The 22,991-nt window shown below is 59.9% G+C and carries 17 protein-coding genes; 9 read left to right on the forward strand and 8 right to left on the reverse strand.

What is annotated here, in order from left to right; all coding sequences use genetic code 11:
- The first annotated feature begins 264 nt into the window (after positions 1-264).
- The 4 genes from AKG12_RS03140 (at position 265) to AKG12_RS03155 (ending at position 4,886) form a co-directional block, all read left to right on the forward strand.
- Positions 265-1,023 carry a response regulator transcription factor gene (locus tag AKG12_RS03140; RefSeq protein WP_035218197.1) on the forward strand — a complete coding sequence of 253 codons (759 nt, stop codon included), beginning with the start codon at positions 265-267 and terminating at the stop codon, positions 1,021-1,023.
- A gap of 9 nt (positions 1,024-1,032) precedes the next feature.
- Positions 1,033-2,442, forward strand: a complete 1,410-nt coding sequence (locus AKG12_RS03145; protein ID WP_052817637.1) for a sensor histidine kinase — start codon at positions 1,033-1,035, stop codon at positions 2,440-2,442.
- 226 nt (positions 2,443-2,668) lie between these two features.
- Positions 2,669-3,094: a thiol-disulfide oxidoreductase DCC family protein gene (locus tag AKG12_RS03150; protein ID WP_052817639.1), complete on the forward strand. Its 426-nt coding sequence runs from the start codon at positions 2,669-2,671 to the stop codon at positions 3,092-3,094.
- A 70-nt stretch (positions 3,095-3,164) separates the two neighbouring features.
- The gene (locus tag AKG12_RS03155) at positions 3,165-4,886 is read left to right on the forward strand and encodes a saccharopine dehydrogenase family protein (RefSeq protein ID WP_052817641.1); all 1,722 of its coding nucleotides are present in this window, start codon (positions 3,165-3,167) and stop codon (positions 4,884-4,886) included.
- A 61-nt stretch (positions 4,887-4,947) separates the two neighbouring features.
- Here the strand turns inward: AKG12_RS03155 and AKG12_RS03160 are convergent, their stop codons facing one another.
- Positions 4,948-5,811, reverse strand: a complete 864-nt coding sequence (locus AKG12_RS03160) for a MipA/OmpV family protein (RefSeq protein ID WP_052817642.1) — start codon at positions 5,809-5,811, stop codon at positions 4,948-4,950.
- Positions 5,812-6,132: 321 nt separating this feature from the next.
- Here AKG12_RS03160 and AKG12_RS03165 point away from each other — a divergent pair, with 321 nt between their 5' ends.
- A complete protein-coding gene (locus AKG12_RS03165; protein ID WP_052817644.1) occupies positions 6,133-9,102 on the forward strand; it encodes a bifunctional [glutamine synthetase] adenylyltransferase/[glutamine synthetase]-adenylyl-L-tyrosine phosphorylase in 2,970 nt (989 codons plus the stop codon).
- Positions 9,103-9,294: 192 nt separating this feature from the next.
- On the opposite strand, the gene AKG12_RS03170 is transcribed toward AKG12_RS03165, so the two are convergent.
- From AKG12_RS03170 to pepN, 3 genes are all read right to left on the reverse strand, one after another.
- Positions 9,295-11,631: a PAS domain-containing sensor histidine kinase gene (locus AKG12_RS03170; protein ID WP_052817646.1), complete on the reverse strand. Its 2,337-nt coding sequence runs from the start codon at positions 11,629-11,631 to the stop codon at positions 9,295-9,297.
- 238 nt (positions 11,632-11,869) lie between these two features.
- Positions 11,870-12,190, reverse strand: coding sequence for a carboxymuconolactone decarboxylase family protein (locus tag AKG12_RS03175; protein WP_046798684.1), 321 nt, complete (start codon positions 12,188-12,190; stop codon positions 11,870-11,872).
- A 134-nt stretch (positions 12,191-12,324) separates the two neighbouring features.
- On the reverse strand, positions 12,325-14,973 hold the full coding sequence (gene pepN, locus AKG12_RS03180) for an aminopeptidase N (protein ID WP_052817648.1): 2,649 nt from the start codon (positions 14,971-14,973) through the stop codon (positions 12,325-12,327).
- 349 nt (positions 14,974-15,322) lie between these two features.
- Between pepN and AKG12_RS03185 the strand changes: the two genes are divergently transcribed.
- Both AKG12_RS03185 and AKG12_RS03190 read left to right on the forward strand, forming a co-directional pair.
- Entirely contained in the window at positions 15,323-15,727 is a 405-nt protein-coding gene (locus AKG12_RS03185) for an energy transducer TonB (RefSeq protein ID WP_052817650.1), read from the forward strand.
- A gap of 185 nt (positions 15,728-15,912) precedes the next feature.
- The gene (locus AKG12_RS03190) at positions 15,913-16,851 is read left to right on the forward strand and encodes a DMT family transporter (RefSeq protein ID WP_046798686.1); all 939 of its coding nucleotides are present in this window, start codon (positions 15,913-15,915) and stop codon (positions 16,849-16,851) included.
- Positions 16,852-17,265: 414 nt separating this feature from the next.
- Here AKG12_RS03190 and AKG12_RS03195 read toward each other — a convergent pair whose 3' ends face one another.
- From AKG12_RS03195 to AKG12_RS03205, 3 genes are all read right to left on the reverse strand, one after another.
- Positions 17,266-17,457, reverse strand: coding sequence for a hypothetical protein (locus tag AKG12_RS03195; RefSeq protein ID WP_003509784.1), 192 nt, complete (start codon positions 17,455-17,457; stop codon positions 17,266-17,268).
- A gap of 151 nt (positions 17,458-17,608) precedes the next feature.
- Positions 17,609-18,523, reverse strand: a complete 915-nt coding sequence (locus AKG12_RS03200; protein ID WP_052817651.1) for a uracil-DNA glycosylase — start codon at positions 18,521-18,523, stop codon at positions 17,609-17,611.
- Between the two features lie 43 nt (positions 18,524-18,566).
- Positions 18,567-19,865 carry an Hsp70 family protein gene (locus AKG12_RS03205; RefSeq protein WP_052817912.1) on the reverse strand — a complete coding sequence of 433 codons (1,299 nt, stop codon included), beginning with the start codon at positions 19,863-19,865 and terminating at the stop codon, positions 18,567-18,569.
- Between the two features lie 301 nt (positions 19,866-20,166).
- Between AKG12_RS03205 and AKG12_RS03210 the strand changes: the two genes are divergently transcribed.
- Entirely contained in the window at positions 20,167-21,144 is a 978-nt protein-coding gene (locus tag AKG12_RS03210; protein ID WP_052817653.1) for a GGDEF domain-containing protein, read from the forward strand.
- A gap of 20 nt (positions 21,145-21,164) precedes the next feature.
- Here the strand turns inward: AKG12_RS03210 and AKG12_RS03215 are convergent, their stop codons facing one another.
- A complete protein-coding gene (locus AKG12_RS03215; protein WP_052817655.1) occupies positions 21,165-21,953 on the reverse strand; it encodes an SDR family oxidoreductase in 789 nt (262 codons plus the stop codon).
- Between the two features lie 80 nt (positions 21,954-22,033).
- Between AKG12_RS03215 and AKG12_RS03220 the strand changes: the two genes are divergently transcribed.
- Positions 22,034-22,954, forward strand: a complete 921-nt coding sequence (locus AKG12_RS03220; protein ID WP_046798690.1) for a cation diffusion facilitator family transporter — start codon at positions 22,034-22,036, stop codon at positions 22,952-22,954.
- Positions 22,955-22,991: the final 37 nt, after the last annotated feature.

Consider the following 22,991-nt stretch of genomic DNA (forward strand, 5'->3'; position numbering starts at 1 on the left):
GAATGACGATGCCGGTTCTTTTGGGACCCGGCATCGCCACGGAATGTGTCTCGCCTCAAGGTGGGACAAAGAATATGGAGCGAGCGCGTGCCACTTGTTTCTTCTCCCCGAGGGGGAGAAGGTCGCGGCAGCGGGATGAGGGGGCGACGTCAGCGATAGATCGCGAGGTTGCCCCCTCATCCGACCCTTCGGGCCACCTTCTCCCCGGCGGGGAGAAGAAAGGACCCGCAACGCCGGTCCAGGCAGTATCGCGGAGGAAATCTCATGGAAAACAAGGTTCAGGAAATGTCTGTCGCATCTCTTTCCGGTTGTGCGGAAAAGGGCGAGGGCGCTATTGTCCCGCACATGAAGATTCTTGTCATTGAAGACGACCTAGAGGCTGCGGCCTATATGACCAAGGCGTTCCGCGAAGCCGGGATCGTTGCCGACCACGCGAGCGACGGTGAGAGCGGCCTGTTCATGGGCTGCGAGAACGCTTACGACGTCATGGTGATCGACCGCATGCTGCCGCGCCGCGACGGGCTTTCCGTCATCAGCGAGCTGCGCCGCCGCGGCATAGAGACGCCGGTTCTGATCCTCTCCGCGCTGGGGCAGGTGGATGACCGCGTCACCGGCCTGCGCGCCGGCGGCGACGATTATCTGCCGAAACCCTACGCCTTTTCCGAATTGCTCGCCCGTATCGAGGTGCTCGGCCGCCGCAAGGGCAAGCCCGAGCAGGACATGGTCTACCGGGTCGGTGATCTCGAACTTGACCGCCTGTCGCATGATGTCCGTCGCGGCGGCAAGGAAATCCTGCTGCAGCCGCGCGAATTCCGCCTGCTGGAATATCTGATGAAGAATGCCGGTCAGGTTGTCACCCGCACCATGCTTCTCGAAAACGTCTGGGATTATCACTTCGATCCGCAGACCAATGTCATCGACGTGCATGTCTCCCGCCTGCGCTCGAAGATTGAGAAGGACTTCGAGAAGCCGCTGCTGAAGACCATTCGCGGCGCCGGTTACATGATGAAGGACGAGGGCTGATTGGCGAAAATGGCCCGCCTCAGAATATTGTTCCGGTCGACCGCGGTGCGCCTCTCGGCGCTCTATATCCTTTTATTCGCGCTCTGCGCCGCCTTTCTGGTCTTCTACGTCACCGCGCTTTCCGAAAAACTGCTGAACCAGCAGACGCGTGATGCGGTGCTGCAGGAAGTCTCGGATGTGCAGCGCATCTATAATCGCGGCGGCATCAACCCGCTGCTCAGGATGATGGAGCGGCGCGCGCGTCAGCCGGGCGCGAGCCTTTATGTCATTGCCGGTCCGAATGGTGAAATCCTTGCCGGTAACGTTGCCTCCGTGCAGCCTGGTGTCTTCGACAAGGAAGGCTGGACAGGTTTCCCCTTCCGTTATGAGCGTTATTCCGAAAGCGGCGACAGCGTGCAGCATCTCGCCACCGCCAATATATTCCTGCTGGACAATGGCCTGCGCATCCTGATCGGCCGCGACCTTGGCGAGCCGACCAAGTTCCGGGCGCTGGTGCGCAATGCGCTGATGGTGGCGCTTGCGATCATGAGTGGCGGTGCGCTGCTCATCTGGTTCGGCATCGGCCGCAATGCGCTGAAACGCATCGACCGCATGTCGGCGGCCACCAAGAAGATCATGGCCGGCGATCTTTCCCAGCGCCTGCCGCAAGGCCGCTCGGGAGATGAGTTCGACCGACTGTCCGGCTCGCTCAACGCCATGCTCGGCCGCATCGAAAAACTGAACGAGGGTTTGCGGCAGGTCTCCGACAATATTGCCCACGACCTGAAGACACCGCTGACCCGGCTCCGCAACAAGGCCGCCGCAGCACTTGACGACGATGACGAGACCAAAAGGCGTTCAGCGCTTGAGGGCATCATCGCCGAGTCCGATCAGCTCATCCGCACCTTCAATGCGCTGTTGATGATCTCCCGAGTCGAGGCCGGTTCGATCGCCGCCGAAATGACCGATGTGGACGTCTCGGCAATCGCCGCAGACAGCGCCGAGCTTTACGAGCCGGTGGCCGAGGATGCCGGCCTTTTGCTGGAAACCCAGATAGAGCCCGGACTTACCGTGCAGGGCAACCGCGAACTGATCGGCCAGGCACTATCGAACCTCATCGACAACGCCATGAAATATGCCTGCGAAAGCGAAGGCGACAAAAAGCTCGTCGTTCGTATGGCGAGAGAAGAAGAAGCAATCGTGCTTTCCGTCGCCGATAGTGGCCCCGGCATTCCCGCCGACAAGCGCGGCGAGGTGCTGAAACGTTTCGTGCGGCTGGATGAAAGCCGTTCCAAACCGGGCACTGGCCTCGGCCTCTCACTGGTGGAGGCCGTGATGGAACTGCATGGCGGTTCGCTGCTGCTATCGGACACCGATGCGTCGAATACCGCCTGCCCGGGACTGACCGTTTCGATGGTGTTTCCCGTTTCAAAGCCATAGGCTGAGCCGTCGGACGATCTCGTCATTGCAAGCGATGACGTTGCCTTGTGTCAGCGCGGATAACGGTTCGGCGGGTCACCGAAATTTGCGCAGATATTCTTTCCCGGTCGAAAAATAGCTGTCGCCCGAGATTGAATTGAAAGATGATCGGAAGAATATTGATAGGGATGATTGCTGCACTTTATGCGTCGGTCTGATGGCGATCGACAAAAGGACTTGGCCACAGATGGCAGACACCACTCCCGCAGCCGGCGACCGGCATGGCCCGATCATTCTGTTCGATGCCGAATGTGTGCTGTGTTCCGTGAATGCGCAATTTGTGCTGCGGCATGATAAGGCAGGGTACTTCCGGCTGGCGTCGATGCAGGGAGATGTCGGTGCGGAAATCTATCGGCGTCACGGCATGGACCCCACCAATCCGGCAAGCATGCTGGTCGTCGAAGGCGACAGGGTGCGGCAGGACAGCGACGCGGTGCTGAGCATCTATGAGGCGCTTGGCATGCCGTGGCGGCTTGTTGCGATAGTTCGCGTCATCCCCGCATTCTTACGCGATCCCGTTTATCGCTTCGTCGCACGTAATCGCTACCGTTGGTTTGGAAAACGTGAGCGATGCTGGGTAGCGCCGCCGGAATACAGGGACAGGATCCTTTGAAGATGGTGAAGACTCTCCACCCGCGACATGCAGTAATCCCGGCGCCGGGGCAGATGCGATCGGCGGTTCGATGAAGATACTGATCCTCGGTGGTTATGGCGTGTTCGGCGGCCGGCTGGCGGAGTTGCTTGCCGATATTTCCAGCATTGAAATTCTTGTCTGCGGCCGAAGCCTCGCGCGGGCGCAGACCTTCTGTGAGAGTTGGCGCGGACAAGCGCAACTGCGCGCCCTCATGCTCGATCGTCGCGATATCGTCCAAGCATTGCGCGTCCATAAGCCCGATCTCGTCGTTGACGCCTCTGGGCCGTTTCAGAACTACGGTAATGAGTGCTACGCAGTCATAACGGCCTGCATCGATGCTGGCATCGACTATCTCGATTTCGCCGATGCCGCCGATTTCGTGTTCGGCGTCAGCCAGTTCGATGAGCGGGCAAAAGCCGCTGGTATTTTCGTGCTGGCCGGCGTCAGCAGTTTTCCGGTATTGACGGCGGCGGTCTTGCGCGAGATGGCCAAAGACATGGAGATTGTCACCGTCGAGGGCGGCATTGCGCCGTCTCCCTATGCCGGGATTGGTCTTAACGTCATGCGTGCGATCGTGGGGTATGCCGGTGCGCCGGTCAAACTCTTCCGGCATGGCAAACTCTCCCAGGGCATCGGTCTAGCGGAAAGCAGGCGCTTCACCGTTGCGGTCCCCGGCAGGCTGCCGCTGCGAAACATTCATTTTTCGCTGGTCGATGTGCCTGATTTGCGGGTGATCCCCCCCGATCACCCATCCATGACGGATATATGGATGGGCGCCGGTCCGGTGCCGGAGTTTCTGCACCGCATGTTGAATGTTCTTGCGAAAGCGCGTGCGCGGTTTGCCCTTCCCTCATTCGCACCGTTGTCGCCACTGTTTCATGCGGTATTGAACCGGTTGCGTTTTGGCGAACATCGCGGCGGCATGTTTGTTCGGGCAGGGGGCCTTGCAGCGGGCAAACCAATGGAGATGAGTTGGCACCTGCTGGCCGAAGGTGATGACGGCCCCTATATTCCCTCCATGGCGATCGAGGCTCTTATCCGCAAGATGCTGAACGGCGAGCGCCCGCTTGCCGGCGCACGCGCTGGCACCACTGCGCTGGAACTGGCGGACTATGAACGGCTTTTCCGCAGCAAAACGATCTTTACGGGTTTCCGTCGAGATGAGCCCGACGCTCCATTGTTTCGCAAGCTCCTTGGCCCCGCCTTCGACGAGCTGCCGCCACGCCTGCTGGAACTACACGGCAGCGGGCATGCGCGGGAATGGCGCGGCGTTGCCGATATACGGCGCGGGGAGGGCGTGCTGGCCCGCATGATTTCCGCTGTTCTCGGCTTTCCGAAGGCGGGAAGGCAGGTACCTGTCAATGTCACCTTTACGCTGGAAAAGGGTAAGGAGCGCTGGACACGGAATTTTGGCGGCAGGAGTTTCTCGTCCACGCTGTCGGCCGGAACGGGCAAGGATCAATATCTGCTGGCGGAGCGGTTTGGTATCGTCACGGTCGCCTTGGCGCTGGTGTTGGATGGCGACCGGCTGGCTCTCATCCCCCGGCGATGGCGTGTTTTGGGCATGCCTTTGCCAGGGTTGCTTTTGCCGAAAGGCGTGAGCTTCGAGTCCGAGGCGGAGGGCCGGTTCTACTTCGATGTGGAGATTTCCCTGCCATTGGTAGGGTTGGTTGTTGCCTACAAGGGCAGTCTGGAACCTGACGGCCGTGGTGAAGCGACATTTCGCGCTTCACCGGAAGGGACGCAAACGCCCGAACGTCTTTCGTCATGATAAATGGGAGGCGGGCTCGCGGACGATGCTGCGCAGTCCCGCCAGATAATTCCGCCCCAACTTAGAACGTATAAGCCACGCCCACCATCGCAAACGGCTGTATGTCCTTTTTCACCACCGGGCTGTCTTTTGCGTCGCCCAAGAGGAAGCCGACGCCGCCGGTTCCGGTGATCGTCCAGTTTTCCGTCATCATGTAGGAGACCGAGGCGCTGGCGTCGATGCGCTTGAAGCCGGCTTTGGCGTCATAGCGACGCAAACCGGAGCGGGCGGATTGGGCTGAGGTGACGCCGAAATAGGATTTCATGTGGTTGTCGTCCGCCCAGGTGGCGGAGAGGTCTGCGCCGAGGATGAACTGGTCGACCTTGTGTGAGACGCTGGCGCCGATGGTGGCGGTCAGGCCTTCGCTGCCGCCGATGGTCTTGTCCACCTTGGCATAGATTTCGAAGGGGTCCATGCCGTAGGCGATGACGCCGCCGACCACACCGCCGGCCTTGATGTCACCCAGCCCACGCAGGTTCTTCTTGTCGTCCTTCTCCTTGCGCCCGGCTTCCCAGCCGCCCTTGATACCCAGTCTGAAACCGTTCTGGTTCAGGAGATTGACGGTGGCACCGCTGAAATCGATGCTCAGCGTATCGCCATATTGCACGGAAACCAGCGGAACGGCTCCTGCTTCCAGCTTGTCGGAGCCCTCATATTTGGGGGCGTAAGCCGCACCGACGCCGAGCGTGATTTTCCAGTCGCTGGAATTGCTGTAGCGGGCATTGTCGAAATTGCCCTGCGGATCGGCCAGCCTGTCCGATTTGCCGATATCGGCGGCAAGAACCGGTGTGCAGACGGCCTGCGCCAAGGGCAGCGTTGCCAGGCATAACGCCATCGCACGCAGGTTCTTTTGCCATTTCACCGTAAAAATCTGTCTCATCATCATATCCGTTGCAGCATCTAGCGTTAGAAAACCGGGGAGTCGGGTTTCGTTGAGGATGACGCTACGTGGGCACAATTGCGGAGACATTACGTGTTGTGGGTAGTTGCGCTTCGGAGTGAAAAACCGCGACGCGGCCGCGTAAAACATCGCCAAAAACGGTTTTCCTCATCGCAAAGCGCCGCGCATTTGTTACAACGCCAAGTCTATGCGTCCGAACGCTTCGGCAGAGGACGGCGGCAGGACGGTTTGCGGGGAGCGGCCCGTCCCAGAAAATGCTGCAGGCAGAAGAGTGCGGATGCGAAAGCGGCAAGAGGGAGAGAGACAGTGACGAAACCCCAAAACGCCGAAAGGCGGCTGAGCGAGGTTCTGCCGGGCGTGATCCGCCCCTATACGCAGACGGAGCTGAAATCCGTTCTTTCGACGCTGAAGGACATCGGCAAGGTTGAACCGGCGGTGGCCGCGCTGCTGGCGGACGAAAGCCCGCTGAAGGATTTTATCGCCGCGGCTTTTACCCTGTCGCCTTATTTGCGCGACATGGCGGCGGCGGATGAGGGACTGCTGACACTGGCGATTTCGAAGCCGCTAACGCCGTTGCTCACCGATCTCGTCCGTGACGCGCGCGATTGCTGGAAGCCCGGGCAAGAGGGCGGCGTACCCGTCGAAAATGAGGTGATGTCGCGGCTGAGGGTTGCCAAGCGGCGGCTTTCCTTCGTTGCGGCGCTTGCCGATCTTGCGCGCATCTTCACCGCCCGCGATACGACGCGCTGGCTGAGCGAGATGGCGGATGCATCGCTTTCCGCCGCCATCGATTACCTGCTGCTTTCCGCCCATGAGAGCGGCAAGCTGAAGCTGAAGACCATTGCCGCACCGAGCGAAGGTTCCGGCCTCATCGTGCTCGGCATGGGCAAGCTCGGCGCGCGCGAACTCAACTATTCCTCGGATATCGACGCCGTGGTGTTCTTCGAACCCTCGGCGGGCATCATGGACGACCCTTATGATGCAACGGAGAATTTCGGCCGCATGATGCGCCGTCTCGTGCGCATCATGCAGGAGCGCACGGCCGATGGATATGTTTTCCGCACCGATCTCAGGCTGCGTCCCGACCCTGGCTCGACGCCGCTCGCCATCCCGGTGGAAGCCGCGCTGCTTTATTACGAGGGCAGGGGCCAGAACTGGGAGCGCGCGGCCTATATCAAGGCGCGACCGGTGGCCGGAGACATCAAGGCGGGTGAGAACTTCCTGCGTGAACTGACCCCTTTCATTTTCCGCAAGTACCTCGATTATGCGGCGATTGCCGATATCCATTCCATCAAGCGGCAGATCCACGCGCATAAGGGCCATGGCGCCATTGCGGTGAAGGGCCATAACGTCAAGCTCGGGCGCGGCGGTATCCGCGAGATCGAATTTTTCGCGCAGACGCAGCAGCTCATCGCCGGCGGCCGTATGCCACCGCTGCGGGTGCGGGCGACGGAGGAGGCGCTTGCGGCGCTGACGGAGGCGAAATGGATCGATGCCGAAACGCGTGACAGCCTGACGGAGGCCTACTGGTTCCTGCGTGAGGTCGAGCATCGCATCCAGATGGTGCGCGACGAGCAGACCCATGTGCTGCCGGACACTGAAACGGAATTGAAGCGCATCGCCTTCATGCTGGGTTTTGCCGATACCAAGGCTTTTTCGGAAAAGCTGGAAGAGGTGCTGCGGCTGGTGGAGCGGCGTTATTCGGCGCTGTTCGAGCAGGAGACGAAACTGTCGGGCGAGGCCGGCAATCTGGTCTTTACCGGCCAGAAGGATGATCCCGATACGTTAAAGACGCTCTCTACGCTGGGCTTCATGCGGCCGGAGGATATTTCCCGCGTCATCCGCACCTGGCACAATGGCCGCTACCGGGCGACGCAATCGGTGGAGGCGCGCGAACGGCTGACGGAGCTGACGCCGGACCTGCTGCGGGCCTTCGGTGAAAGCAAGCGGGCGGACGAGGCGCTGCTGCGCTTCGACAATTTCCTCTCCGGCCTGCCGGCCGGCATCCAGCTGTTTTCGCTGCTCGGCAACAACCCGGCGCTTCTGTCGCTCCTGGTAACGATCATGTCTTCGGCCCCGCGTCTGGCTGAAATCATCGCCGCCCGCCCGCATGTCTTTGACGGCATGCTGGATCCGGCGCTGATGAGCGACGTGCCGACGCGCGAATATCTCGCCCACCGCATGGGGAATTTCCTCTCCAACGCCCGCCATTACGAGGATATTCTCGACCGGCTGCGCATCTTCGCCGCCGAACAGCGGTTCCTGATCGGCGTTCGGCTTCTGACCGGCGCGATCCGTGGTGAGGTCGCCGCCCGCGCTTTCACCCATCTCGCCGATCTGGTGATAGAGGCAGCGCTGAATGCCGTTCTGGCGGAAATGGAAGCGGCGCATGGGCCTTATCCCGGCGGGCGTGTCGCCGTCATGGGCATGGGCAAACTCGGCTCCTTCGAACTCACCGCCGGTTCGGATGTCGATCTCATCCTGCTTTATGATTATGACGACACCGCCCATGAATCCACCGGCGCAAAACCGCTCGATGTGGTGCGGTATTTCACCCGCGTCACCCAGAGGCTGATCGCGGCGCTTTCCGCGCCAACGGCGGAAGGCGTGCTTTACGAGGTGGATATGCGGCTGCGTCCCTCCGGCAACAAGGGGCCGGTGGCGACGCGTATTTCCGCTTTCGAGAAATATCAGCGCGAGGAAGCCTGGACCTGGGAGCACATGGCGCTTTCCCGCGCCCGGCTGATCTGCGGCGAAGCCTCGCTGATGGAAGATGCGCGCCGCATCATCGCCTCCATCCTTTCGCAGAAGCGCGACGTGGCCAAGGTTTCCGCCGATGTGCTGGAGATGCGAAACCTCATCGAACAGGAGAAGCCACCGGAGAACATCTGGGACTTCAAGCTTATCAATGGCGGTTTGGTCGATCTGGAATTCATCACCCAATATCTGGCGCTGGTCGGCCCCATAAAGGGCCTTGCCCCGCATGAACCGGGCCGCAACACGGCCGAGGCGCTGCAGGTGCTGGCCGCGCCCGTCATGGAGCCGCAGGCATTCGATGACTGCATGGCGGCGATCGGGCTCTATACCGAAATCTCGCAGATTGTGCGGCTATGCATTGACGGCGCCTTCAATCCGAAGGAAGCGCCGGCCGGTTTGACCGATCTTGTGTGCCGGGCGGGGGATTGCCCGGATATTGCAACGCTTGAGGGCGAGGTGAAGCGGCTGGCGAAAGCGGTGCGGAAGGTTTTTGTGGGGACGGTGAAGAATGGGGGTTAGGGTTGGCGGGTGTGGCTTTACCCCCCTCTGCCCTGCCGGGCGTCTCCCCCTCAAGGAGGGAGATCGGCTGGGAGACAGCGCGCGCTCATTCGCAACGTTAGAGTTGGGTTGAAGAGTGCCGCATATCGATCTCCCCCCTTGAGGGGGAGATGCCCGGCAGGGCAGAGGGGGGTAAGCCCGGACTGCCAATACTCAATGCACCGTCCCGCAATGCCCCGCCGTATGCGGAATAATGATCGTCACCACCGTGCCGCGGCCCTCACAGGACCGTATCTTCATCGTCCCCCCATGCAGCTTCACGAGCGAGCGGGAGATGGCGAGCCCGAGGCCGGAGCCGCCCTGGCTCTTGGCATATTGGCTCTGCACCTGTTCAAAGGGCTGACCGATCTTTTCCAAGGCCTGGGTGGGAATGCCAATGCCGGTATCGGCGATGGTGAGGATCATGGCGGCCTCATGCACATGGGTGCGCAGCGCGATGCGGCCGCCATCGCCGGTGAATTTCACGGCGTTTGACAGCAGGTTGAGCATGATCTGCTTCATGGCGCGGCGGTCGCCCTGCATCGTCAGACCGGCGCAGACCTTCTGTTGCACGGTGATGTTCTTCTGTTCGGCCTGAATGGCGGTCAGACGCAGCGTTTCCTCGATCAGCGGTGCGAGATCGATGGTCTCGCGGTTGATGCGCATATGGCCTGCCTCGATCTTCGACATGTCGAGAATATCGTTGATGACGTTCAGCAGGTGCTTGCCGCTGTCATGGATGTCGCGGGCATATTCGGAATATTTCGGCGAACCGACCGGCCCGAACATCTCGTTTTGCAGGATTTCGGAAAAGCCCAGAATGGCGTTAAGCGGCGTGCGCAGCTCATGGCTCATATTGGCAAGGAATTCGGATTTCGCCCGGTTGGCAGCCTGGGCACGCTCTTTTTCGGCAAGGTAATTGGCATTGGCGTCGGAAAGTTCCGTCTTCTGCCGCTCCAGCTTGTGCTGTGAGGCGGAGAGATCGCCGATGGTCGCCATCAGCCGGCGCTCGGAATCGCGCAGCCGTTCCTGATGACGCTTGAGCAGCGTGATATCGGTGCCGACGGAGACGAGGCCGCCATCATGGGTGCGGCGCTCGTTGATCTGCAGCCAGCGCTCGTCGGCCAGCTGCACTTCCGTGGTGCGCGACAGACCGGACTGGTCGGCATCGGCAACGCGACGCTCCACCACGGGGCGGGCCGCGGCCGCATGCACGGTGCTTTTTTCGGTGCCGGCCACCAGCACGCTGTCAGGCAGGCCATAGGCTTTCTGATAGTGGGTGTTGCACATCACCAGACGGTCATTTTTGTCCCACAGGACGAAGGCCTCGGAGGTCGATTCGATGGCGTCGGCAAGGCGCTGGTCGGCCTCGGCGTAACGTTGGGCGAGACGGTGCTGTTCGGTGACGTCCATGGCGATGCCGATGACGCGCGGGCCGTTATTGGTGCGGATGACCTGGGCGCGGGCGCGCAGCCAGACATAATGGCCCTTGGCGTGGCGCATGCGGAAAATCTGGTCGATCTGGCGCAGATTGCCGCAACCGACGGCGCGAGCCAGTTCATAGAGATTGCCGTCTTCGGAATGCATCATCCGGGCCGCGTCGGAGAAGGAAAGCGGTGCGGCCTTTGGCGGAAGCCCAAGAATTTCATAAAGCGAACCGGACCAGAACATGCGGCGCGAGGAAAGATCGAAATCCCACAATCCGCAGCGGCCGCGCGACAGCGCCGTTTCCACCCGCAGATTGGATTCAGCGAAGATGTCGTCAGCATCGCGGGCGCGCTTCACCTGCATGTAATAGGCGTAGAGCACGACGAGCAGGATCGAGGAAATGCCGGCAAACAGCGTGACGTTCATGGCGATTTCGCTGCGCCAGAAGGAGCGTATCGGTTGCAGCGAACGCGCCGCGATGACCATCGCGCCGTCATCGCCGAAGGGGATCATCGTCGCATAATGCTGCTGGCCGTCTATATTGGTCTCGATGGTGCCGGGTGCGCCGGGAAAACGCTGCACGATGGCGATTTCGGGAAGCAAAGCGGGAAGCGACGTACCGATATAGAGCATCGCCTCCTTGCCGGCGCCTGCAAAAATCCGGCCATTGCTGCCAGAGAGCAGCACCATGGTGCCATCGGCAAGGCTGCCCGATGGCAGCGCCGAAACGAGGCTTGCTTCCGCGCGGGCACGGTCCTGCGCGGGAAAGACGGTGCCGTTGTTGATAAGTGCTGCCTTGGCGGTCAGCGCCGTCAGCGCCGTGGAATGGCGGGCGGCCTCTTCCATGCGGCTATATTCCGCGACGATGCCGAGCATGCGCGAGGCCGCGACGACGACCAGAAAGGCGAGGATGAGAATGGGGATGAGCCGCTTCAGCAGGGTTTCGACCTGCGGCGCCGGGCGGTCGGAGCCATTCATCAAACCCATCAGGTCGCTGGAGAGCTTCTCGCCCCAGGCCGCAAGATCAGAAAATTTGGCATACGGCCGCTCATCGCCCGCAGTCGCCCGCCGCACGTTCGTCATTGTCCCGCCTTTGTGATGTCCCCATGATTCGAAGCGCCGCCGCTCGAATATGGCTAGTGAATCAAATGCGATTCGCCCTGTCCAGAGGCAAAAGTTAAAAGAATTTTAACCCCTTGAACCGACTCCGTATTTTTTCGGGACGGTTTGTTTCCGCTCTGCCAAACCCGGGAATAATGAGCGAAATCAGTGAGCCGGCAGTGTAATGCCGGTTGTCGGTGAGCGCGGGTGGAAGCGTGTTTCAGACGCCGTCGAACGCGTCGAGAGCAGGGTGGAGCGCGTTGACGACGCCGTTTCCGGCAGCAGGCAGACCAGCCAGCACCGCGCTGATGATATCCTCACGGCTTGCGCCACGCGCCTTCGCTTCCATGACATGAAAGGCGATGCCGCTTTCAAGGCGCAGGGCGGCCAGAATGCCGATATAGATCAGGCTCTGGGTCTTCACATCAAGCGTGGATGCCACACCAAGTTTCTGCACGGCCTGAAGCCATGCCGCACTGTGGGCGGGAGCGTCCGTCATGAAGCGCTGAAACGAAGCGCTGGCCTTGGACATGTCGGTCATCTGCAATTCCTTTCTGCTGCCGGGCCGGTTTGGCCCCTTGTGACCATCATGTTGCGCAATGCGTTACGCCGCCTTGATGGATATCAAGACGGCGTATCGGCATGTTCGAAATGGTGGCAAAGCGGAAGCTTGGCTTAGCCTTTCAGGATACGCCCGACAATGTCGCTCACATCCGTGGACAGGCCCTTTGCGTCGGCGATCGTCGACAGTGCCGCCCGGGCGTGTTCGGCGCGGCTTGCCTCCAGAGACCGCCAAGAACGCATGGAGGTGAGAATGCGCGCGGCAAGCTGCGGGTTGCGCTTGTCGATGGCGATGATCTGTTCCGCCAGGAACCGATAGGCGGCGCCGTCTGCGCGGTGGAAGCCGGTGGGGTTGGCGAAGGCCAGCGTGCCGACCAGCGAACGCACCCGGTTCGGATTGGTGGCGATGAAATGTCTCGATTTCATCAGTGCCTTGATGCGCTCGAGCGCCCCATCACCGGGAATGGCGGCCTGCAGCGAAAACCACTTGTCGAGAACAAGCGCATTGTCGGCGAAACGCGTTTCGAAGGCGGCCAGCGCTTCTTTCGTCTCGGCGCTGTCAGGGAAACGTTGCGTCAGCACGCTGAGTGCATGGGCAAGATCGGTCATATTGGTGGCGTCGGCATAGGCTTTCGCGGCGCGTTCCGGGGTTCCCTCGGCAAAAGCGAGAAAGGTCAAAGCGCCATTGCGGAGCGAGCGGCGTCCGGCGCTGTCGGCATCCGGGCTGTAGGCTTCGCTGCCGCCCGTACCGTCGGCAAGCTGTCGCAGCGTTTCAAGCCCGGCCGTTGCTATCGCCTTTATGGTGGCGTTGCGCGCCTTGTGAATGGCGTCCGGATCGGTATTGCCACCCAGTTCACGGGCAATATCCGTTTCGCTGGGCAGCGACAGCGCCTGTGCGCGGAAAGCGGGTTCGAGCGAAGAATCGCCGACGATTTCAATAAGCGTTGCGATGAGTTCGGCGTCCGTGCGCACCTCGCCGCCATTCTGCACGGCTTTGGTGGCGGCAATCAATGCCGGCAGGGCAAGATCGGTCAGCGCCTGAAAACGGGCAAACATATTCGTCTCGTGCCGGGCGATCTGCACCAGATCGGCGGCATTCTGCTCGAAATGCAGATTGACCGGCGCCGAGAAGCTACGGTTGATCGACAGCACCGGCCGCGACGAAATGCCGGAGAAGGAGAAGGTCTGGTTGCGCCCGGTCAGGTGCAGCACGCCATCGCGGTATTCGCCGCCGGCGACTGCCTGCGGCTCGGCGATCTGACCATTGTCGAGGATCAGCGCCAGCGACAGCGGAATGTGCCGTGGCTGTTTTACCGGCTGGCCGGGTGTCGGCGCCACGGTCTGTTCCAGCGTCAAACTGAAAGTGGCCTTGCCGGCATCATAAGCGGAGGAGACGGAGACCAGCGGCGTGCCCGCCTCGGTATACCACAGCGAAAACTGCGAAAGATCGCGGCCGCTGGCATCGGCAAAGCTCTTGACGAAATCCTCAACCGTCGCCGCTTCGCCGTCATGGCGTTCGAAATAAAGGTCCATGCCCTTCTTGAAATCATCAGCACCAAGGATCGTGGCGATCATGCGGGTGACTTCGGCGCCCTTTTCATAAACGGTCGTCGTGTAGAAATTGTTGATTTCACGATAGGTATCGGGGCGCGGCGGATGTGCCAGCGGACCGGAATCCTCGGGAAACTGCTCCGATTTCAGATGGCGTACATCGGCAATGCGCTTGACCGGGCGCGAGCGCATGTCGGCGGAAAATTCCTGATCGCGATAGACCGTCAGGCCTTCCTTCAGGCAGAGCTGGAACCAGTCGCGGCAGGTGATGCGGTTGCCGGTCCAGTTGTGGAAATATTCATGCGCGATGATGCGCTCGATATTGGCGTAATCAGCGTCGGAAGCGGTTTCCGGGTCGGCCAGCACGAATTTGTCGTTGAAGACGTTGAGACCCTTGTTCTCCATCGCCCCCATGTTGAAATCGGATACGGCGACGATCATGAAGATATCGAGATCGTATTCGCGGCCGAAACGCTCTTCATCCCATTTCATTGAACGCTTCAGCGCGTCCATGGCATAGGCCGCACGCGGCTCCTTGCCGTGCTCGACATAGATTTTCAGCGCCACTTCACGACCGGAGACGGTAGTAAACGTGTCTTCCACCACGCCGAGATCACCGGCGACGAGCGCGAAGAGATAGCTGGGTTTCGGGTGCGGATCGAACCAGGCGGCAAAGTGCCGGCCTTCATCGTAATTGCCGCCGCCGAGGAAATTGCCGTTCGACAGCAGCAGCGGATTGCCTTCCTTCGCCGCGATGATCGTCACCGTATAGGGCGCCAGAACATCCGGGCGGTCGGGGAAATAGGTGATGCGGCGGAAACCTTCCGCCTCGCATTGGGTGCAATAAACGCCATTGGTGCGATAAAGCCCCATCAGCTGCGTATTGACCTGCGGATTGATGTAATTGGTGACGCAAATCTCGAAGGGCGTTTCCGCCGGCAGATCACGGATGGTCAGGCTGTCAGGCGTAGCGTCATATTGGCTGGCGGGAATCTCGACCTGATCGAGCAGCAGGCCCGAAAGCGTCAGCTCGTCACCATCGAGAACCAGCGGTGCCTGTGGATCGACGCCTTCGCGTCGGTGAAAGATCAGACGGGCTTCGACCTTGGTATTCTTGGGGTCGAGTTCGAAGGTGAGATCCACCCGCTCCAGAACGAAATCGGTGGGGCGGTAATCTGCCAGGTGAACGATCTGGCCCGTGTCTGTTCGCATGACTGTTCCTGAATAACTTAGCGTGGTCTTCCCGCCATCATGTCGTCATAAGGCCGGGATGTAAAATAGGTGGAGTATTCGTCACGTTCATGTGCGCATCGGAGGACATTCTGTCCCGCCATAAAGGCTTTACCGGCCATGCAGACGATCCTCCCCCGCTGCCGGACCCATCGACCATCGCAGCAAATGTTGAACGATTGCTGAAGTGTTTCTAATTTTATGAAAAACTTATGTCGATCGATCCGCCAAAACTATTTCCCCGCAGCACAGCGGCGAAATTGATATCTAGTTACAATTTTTTTAGTAGTTGTGTCGCCGACTGGCTGACACAGATTTTTAAGGGCTTTAAATGATGGCGCGGCTGCTTTTTTTTATTGTGATGTTGTCATTGTCGATTTTGGCTTCGGCGCCAGCCTTCGCTGACGCGGCTATAACCCATCGTTCTCGAACCTCTGCTGAAATGGCAGAGTGGATGCGTAACGTACATCGAGACCTTGGTAGGCAACGCAAAAACATTTTCACATCGATGGCGGGTAGCAGTGAGCCGCAACAGCAGGGGGAAGCCATTATTGAATTGACGGTGAAAGCCGATGGATCGATCTCGCATCGAAAAATTCGTTCTGCCGAGGGAACGCCGTCCATAAAAAGACGGCTTATGATCGCCGTTAAGCGCATACCAAATCTCAGGCCGCTACCAAAAACTGAAAAGCGGCAATCGGTTAATATCGTTTTCCCCGTCCTCTACGAATATTGATCGACGGGCATGTCGGGAGCGAAGCAGCACAACAATCAACCGAATTCATGGGTGAATAACATTTTTTGATGTAAAGGGCTGGAGGAATGTTCTAGCCTTGCGCAAATCCAATTCCCCTGCGTCGTCCTCCCCGCATGAAAAATCCCCAGATGGCGTGTTTGCGCAGCCGATATGAGTAACTGCCAATGAACGCCGAACCGACCAATCCCTTCCGCGGGATCAGCATGAAGCTGGTTTCGGTTGGCTTTTTTCTTGTCATGCAGACCTGTATCAAGGCCGCCGGTCCGGATGTGCCGGCCGGTCAGATCACGTTCTTCCGCTCCGCTTTCGCCATCATCCCAATTGTCGTTTATCTCGCCTGGCTGCATGCGCTGACAAGCGCGCTGCACACCAATAATCTTCTTGGCCATTTCAAGCGCGGTTTTCTCGGCATCCTGTCCATGGCATGTGGTTTTTACGGGCTGACCATGCTGCCGCTGCCGGAATTCATCGCCATCGGTTATGCGTCGCCGCTTCTGGCCGTCGTCTTTGCCGCCTTCATCCTGCATGAGAAGGTGCGCGTTTATCGCTGGAGCGCGGTTTTTGTCGGCATGATGGGCGTGCTGGTGATTTTATGGCCGAAGATGACGCTTTTGCGGGAAGGCGGCTTTGCCGCCGGTGAAGGGCTGGGGGCGATTGCCGTGCTGTTCGGCGCGGCGCTGGGCGGCCTAGCGATGATCCAGGTGCGGCAATTGGTCGATACCGAAAAAACGCCGACCATCGTGCTCTATTTTTCGCTCACCGCCACCCTGCTGTCGCTGGTCAGCGTGCCCTTCGGCTGGAGCGCGCTGAGCATGACGCAGGCCATGCTGTTGATCACCAGCGGCATCTGCGGCGGCGTTGCGCAAATCTTCCTGACCGAGAGCTACCGCCATGCGGAAGTCTCGGTCATCGCACCCTTCGAATATAGCTCCATCGTCTTCGGGATCGCGGTTTCCTACGTCCTGTTCGGAGATATCCCCACGCTCACCATGCTGATCGGCACGGCGATCGTTATCCTCGCCGGCATCTTCATCATTTTCCGCGAGCATCAATTGGGGCTGGCGAGACGGGCGGCGCGCAAGGCTTCGACGCCGCAGGGGTGAGGGAACATCACCTTCACAAATGGTCTCTTTTTCATAATGTATCGAGCGGCAGTTTCGTCCGCCGGACTCAAAAAATGCTTCCACTTCCGTCATTCCGGCCTTGAGCCGGAATCCAGTCAGCCCAAGTCCTTGGGCTGGAAGGGCTCTTTTCGCCGCGCAGACGCACGTCGGCTGGATTCCGGCTCAAGGCCGGAATGACGAGGTGGAAGCTCGCAGTGCCTGCGGGGGGTGAGAGGGCAACTGAATGTGGAAGCGGCTGAAGGGACGGGTAGTGCCTGTCACCATGCCGCGAAAACCCTCTGGAACTTGTCCGACTCTTTTGAAAAACGCGCAAAAGCAAAAGGCGCCTTCCCGAAGAAAGACGCCAGCGCGCAATCATATATATGGACCAGCTTTATACTGGCCTGAATGCTCTCAGCGCTCGCGGAAATCCGCAAAGACAGCTGAAGGACGCGTCACGCGGACCTGCTGCATGGCAGCGCGTGCGGTCATCTGTTCGTTAGCGGCAGCGCCGAAACGATGGTAGCCCTGACTGGAGCGTGGGCCGAGGCCCGCCAGACGGAGCGTTTCAAAGCCGGAATGTACCGGACGGAAGCGAGTGGTCATTGCCTTGGTTCCTTAAACCGAATTCCTCCCAAGACACTGTGGTATATCGCAGCGCAGCATGGATTCGGCAAGCTGGCCAAATGCGTCGCTGTTATGCGAATTGCGCATGGCTTTTTTCATAATTCGTTTACACTGAGCAATAATAAGGCAATCAGCCCTGCGTAACCTTGGCCTGAAACGCCAATAAATCCTGCCATGCCAATGACTTGGAGGCCGGAGCGTTCAAAAGTTCCTGCGGATGCAGGCTGGCCAGCGCCGGCAAAACAAGATGTCCGGCTGCGACATCACGCCACTGTCCGCGCAGCGTATGGATCGTTCCCGTGCCGCCGAAGAAGAAACGTGCGGTGAAGTTGCCAAGAAGCAACAGGTGTTTCGGCTCCGCCAGCGCGATCTGACGCTCGATGAAGGGGCGGCAGATATCCATTTCCGCCTGGGTCGGCGGGCGGTTGCCGGGTGGCCGCCAGGGCACGACATTGCCGAGCATGATGGTGCCGCGTTCAAGGCCGATTGCCGAAAGCATACGGTCAAGCAAAAGCCCGGTCTTGCCGGCAAAGGGCAGGCCTTCGCGGTCGTCATCGGCATCCGGCATCGGGCCGATGACCATGATGGCGGATGAGGGATCGCCTTCGGTGAAGATCGTGCTGCGGGCGCTGTTCTTGAGATTGCAGCCGCTGAAACCCTCAAGCGCGGTTTTCAGCTCGGCGAGCGACCTTGCGCTTTCAGCCGCAAAACGCGCTGCCGCCACGGCCTGTTCGTCCGGCATGGCAACATTCTGCTGAACCGCGGGGGCTGCTGGCGTGGCACGCGCCGGCGTCTGGCGTTTCGGCTGCTGCTGCGGGCGCTGTTGATGGGGGGCGTCGCCGGCGCGTTCCATCGGCTGCTGGCCGGACTGGCGCGCGGCTGCGCCGGTCTCCTGTCCCTGCATCGGCCGGGCAGGACGGGCGGCGGCAAATTCGGCGAAACGGTCGAGCGGCTGGTCTTCCAGCAGCCAGTCGACACCCGCATCCGCATGGAAATGCAGGAGGGCGGCAAGTTCGGCCGGGGAAAGGTCGTGGGCGGCGATCATGGTAGGAAATTATCCCATGTTCCCCGCCCGGGGAACCCGTAAATCACGCTGTCCAGCGCTGAATGTCACCGCTTTCGCCGATCATGGCCAGACCATGGGCAATCGATAGCAGTTCGCCGCCGCTTTCGATCCGGTCGGCATTGAAACGGCGGGTGAAAAGCTCCCGCACCGCCGGCACGAAGGAGGTGCCGCCGGTCAGGAACACCTTGTCGATGGCATCAGGCGCCACTTGCGTTTTTTCCAGAATCTCGTCCAGTGCGCCTTCGATCTTGGCGAGATCGTCGGCGATCCAGCCGTTGAAGTCGCTGCGTTTCACCATCTTGCGCCCGGCCTTGCCGAGCGGCGTGAAGTTGAATTCCGCTTCTTCCGCCGAAGAAAGCGCCATCTTGGTGGCGGAAATCGCCTGATAGAGCGGGTAACCCTCATCATGGTCGACGAGATCGATGAAGAGTTCGAGCTTTTCCGGCTCCAGCGCCGAACGCACCAGCGATTTGAGCGCGGTGAATTCCTTCGAGGTCTTGAAGATCGACAGCTGGTTCCAGCGGCCGAAATTCACGTAATACCCCGAGGGCACATCCAGCACCTTGTCGAAGCTCTTGAACTTGCTGCCTTTGCCGATCTCAGGCGAGACCAGATTGTCGATCATCCGGAAGTCGAAATGGTCACCCGCCACGCCGACGCCCGAATGGCCGATGGGGGTGGCGGAAAGCTTGCCGGCATGGGTCTCGAAACGGATCAGTGAATAGTCGGTTGTGCCGCCGCCGAAATCCGCCACCAGCACGTTGGCGTCCTTTTTCAGGCTCTGGGCGAAATAATAAGCCGCAGCCACCGGCTCATAGACATAGTGGATTTCCGGAAAACCGGCGCGCGTCAGCGCCTCGTTGTAACGGGCAAGCGCCAGTGCCTCGTCCGGATTGCTGCCGGCGAAACGCACCGGCCGGCCGGCGATGACGGTTGAGACGTCGCCCGGCCATTCATCACCCGCATAGGTTTTCAGCTTGCGCAGGAACACCTCCATCAGATCCTCGAAGCTCTGGCGCTTGGCGAAGATCAGCGTGCCCTGAAACAGCGGCGAGGCCGCAAAGGTCTTGATCGACTGCAGGAATCGGCAATCGCCCGCATTGTCGATGAATTGCCGGATGGCGGCATGGCCCGCTTCCACATGCAGCGCCGCAGCACCGAGGCCGGCATCCTTCATGAAGGAGAGCGCCGTGCGCATGCTGTCATCCGTGCCGGCGTTGCTGGTGAAACGCATGGAACGGCTGTCGCCATCGCCGTTGGAAAGAGCCATGACCGTGTTGGTCGTGCCGAAATCGAGGCCAAGTGCCCGTTTTTGCGTCATCGCCATATCCTTGTCGTCGAAAGAAATATTCGCCCGGCCCTTGGGTGGCCCGGCGTGAAAATAAGGGATGCCTTTGGCGTCCCGATGTCAGAGGAGGGCGGTTGATTGCATAAGCTCGACGGAATGGCAAGCGTTGCTCCCACGTTTATTGTGACATTTGTATGAAGCAACCGTCGCATTCGGGGCTGGACTTTCCTGCCCTTATTAAATATTTTTTTGCATGCAGAGAGTATAAGATAGAAATATAGTGCTGAAGTGTAGATTTATTTTTTATCTGTTGCGTTTTTAAACGGAAGCCTCGATGTCCCGAAAGCTGGCCCTTTCCGCTCGTCAAGAAGCACCGTCAGAGCGGCCGCCCCTTGTTCGCGGTGATGCGGAAAGCTTCAATCGCCATCTCATGGAACTTATGGAAGCGTCGCAGCAGGGCTATGCCCTTTTCGACGGTGGCGACGAGCTGCGTTTTGCCAACACCGTGTTCCGCGAGGCGCTGGGCATGGGGCAGGATGACTTCCCGAGTTGGGTGGAGTTGATGCGCAGCGGTTACAGCAGTTCCACCGGCACCGCCATCGAAACCTCCGATTTTGAACTGTGGCTGCGCTCCACCAGGACGAGGCGCGGCAAGCTGCCCTTTCGCACCATCGAGACCAGCCTGAATGACGGGCGCTGGATGCTGACGACTGAAACGACGTTGCCGGGCGGCTGGATGTTGTGTGTCGTCACCGATGTTTCCGAACTCGGCATCGAGTTGCGCGATCTGCGGCAGCAGCGCGACAGGGCGCTGAAGTCGGCGCTGAGCGACGAACTAACCGGTCTCGGCAACCGCCGTTACGCCATGGATAGCCTCAATCACATGCTCGGTCCCAGCAAGGCGCAGGCGCTTGCCGTCATCATCATGGATATCGATCACTTCAAGTCGGTGAATGATCGTTTCGGACATGCCTGTGGCGATCTGGTTCTTAAGGATTTCGCCGCGCGGCTTTCCGCGAGCGTCGGGCGCGACGATCTCGTCGGCCGGATCGGCGGAGAAGAGTTCCTGCTCGTCCTCAGCGGTTCGCGGATGCATATCGCCGAGGCCGTCATGCAGCGGCTGCTGTCGACGCTGGCTGATGCGTCACCGCTCGGGGATATGCCGGATTTCCGTTATAGCTGTTCGGCTGGCATCGCCTTTGCCAATCCCGGCGAGAGCGCCAGCGACGTACTGCGCCGCGCCGACACGGCTCTTTATGAAGCCAAGAATACCGGCCGAAACCGCTTCGTGATCTACGAAGCGGTCTCCTGACGGTTTGTGCGTGGCAGCTGTCAGTTCGACTTCGCCGCGCCGCCATCCACCCGCAACATCGTGCCGGTGATATAGCTTGCCGGCACCGAGCAGAGGAAAGCGCCGGCGGCGGCAAATTCTTCCACCGTGCCGAGGCGACCGGCCGGAATGCTCTTGACCGAAGCTTCGCGGATTTCCTCGACGCTTTTGCCCAGGCGCTTGGCGTTGGCGCCATCCAGCTCGTCGATGCGGTCGGTGTGGATGCGGCCGGGCAGAAGCAGGTTGGAGGTGATGCCGAAACCGGCCACTTCACTGGACAGCGTCTTGCTCCAGCCCACCAGTGCGCCGCGCAGGGTGTTGGAGAGCGCCAGATTGGCAATGGGTTCGAACACGCCTGATGAGGCGACGGTCAGGATGCGGCCAAAACCCTGTTCCTTCATCTGCGGCAACAGCGCATTGGTAAGCGTGATGACGCGCAGCACCATCGACTGGAAGAAGGTGTCGAGCTTCTCGGTCGTCATTTCCTGTGCGAGACCAGGCGTCGGTCCCCCGGTATTGTTGACGAGAATATCGATGCCGCCGAGCTTGTCCTTGACGGCTTCAACCATGGCGTCGACGAAATTGTCATCGGCAAGATCACCCCACACCCAGTCGGCCTTGCCTTTGCCGAGCGCGTTGATGGTCTTGCAATTCGCGTCCAGTTTTTCGCCGCTTCTGCCGACGAGAAGAACGTTTGCGCCTTCCTTGGCGAGCGCCGTGGCAATGCCCAGCCCAAGGCCGCGAGAAGAGGCGAGAACGAGGGCGCGTTTGCCGGAAATGCCGAAATCCATGGGGTTTGTCCTGTCTTGTGAGTAGTGTCTGTGCTGTTTATAGGAAGGTGGCGTCCGCTTTTGAAGGTCAAATACACGTCATGACAGAACAATCTCTGCTTAAATTCTCCATCGCCGTCACGGTCCTTTTGGCACTGTTCGGCGTCAGCGCGGGTTTGTTCTCCGGCTCCTTCGCCGTGGTTTTTGATGGCGTTTATGCGCTTACCGATGCTTTCATGACGGTGCTGGCGCTGCTCGTGGCGCGACTTATCGCGGCCTCCGCGGCACCAAGACCGGGTGGCCGGCTGGTGGAGCGTTTCACCATGGGTTTCTGGCATCTGGAACCGATGGTGCTCGGCCTTAACGGCACGCTTCTGATGGGCGCGGCGATCTATGCGCTGATCAATGCCATCGACAGCCTGATGGATGGCGGGCGCTCGATCGAGTTCGATTATGCCATCATCGTCACCTTCTTCAGCTTCGCCGTCTCTCTCGCCATGGCATGGTTCGTCAAAAGACAGAACCGCAGGCTGAAATCCGCCTTCGTGGCGCTGGACGCCAAAAGCTGGTTGATGAGCGCGCTTTTGAGCATGGCGCTGTTCGTCGCCTTTGCCATCGGTTACGGGCTGACCGGAACATCGCAGGCATGGCTCTCTCCCTATATCGATCCGGCCGTGCTGGCGCTGGTCTGCCTCGTCATCATTCCCATGCCGCTCGGTAATGTGAAACAGGCGCTCGCCGATATCCTTCTGGTCACGCCGCTGGAATTCAAGCAGCATGTGGATCGGGTGGCGACGGAGACTGTCGAAAAATTCGGCTTCGCCTCGCATTATTCCTATGTCGCCCGCGTCGGCCGTGGCCGACAGATCGAGCTTTTCTTCATTGTGCCGAAGAACTGGCCGGCCCGACGGCTTGAGGAATGGGATGCGATCCGCGACGAGATCGGCGATGCGCTTGGCGGTGAGGGGGCGGATCGTTGGTTGACGATTGTTTTCACGACGGATGAGGAATGGGCGATCTGAGCGAGACGCCTGAGACTGTCACGCGATGTTTGCAAAT

The organism is Agrobacterium sp. SUL3, assembly GCF_001263295.1.
Lineage (GTDB): Bacteria > Pseudomonadota > Alphaproteobacteria > Rhizobiales > Rhizobiaceae > Agrobacterium > Agrobacterium tomkonis.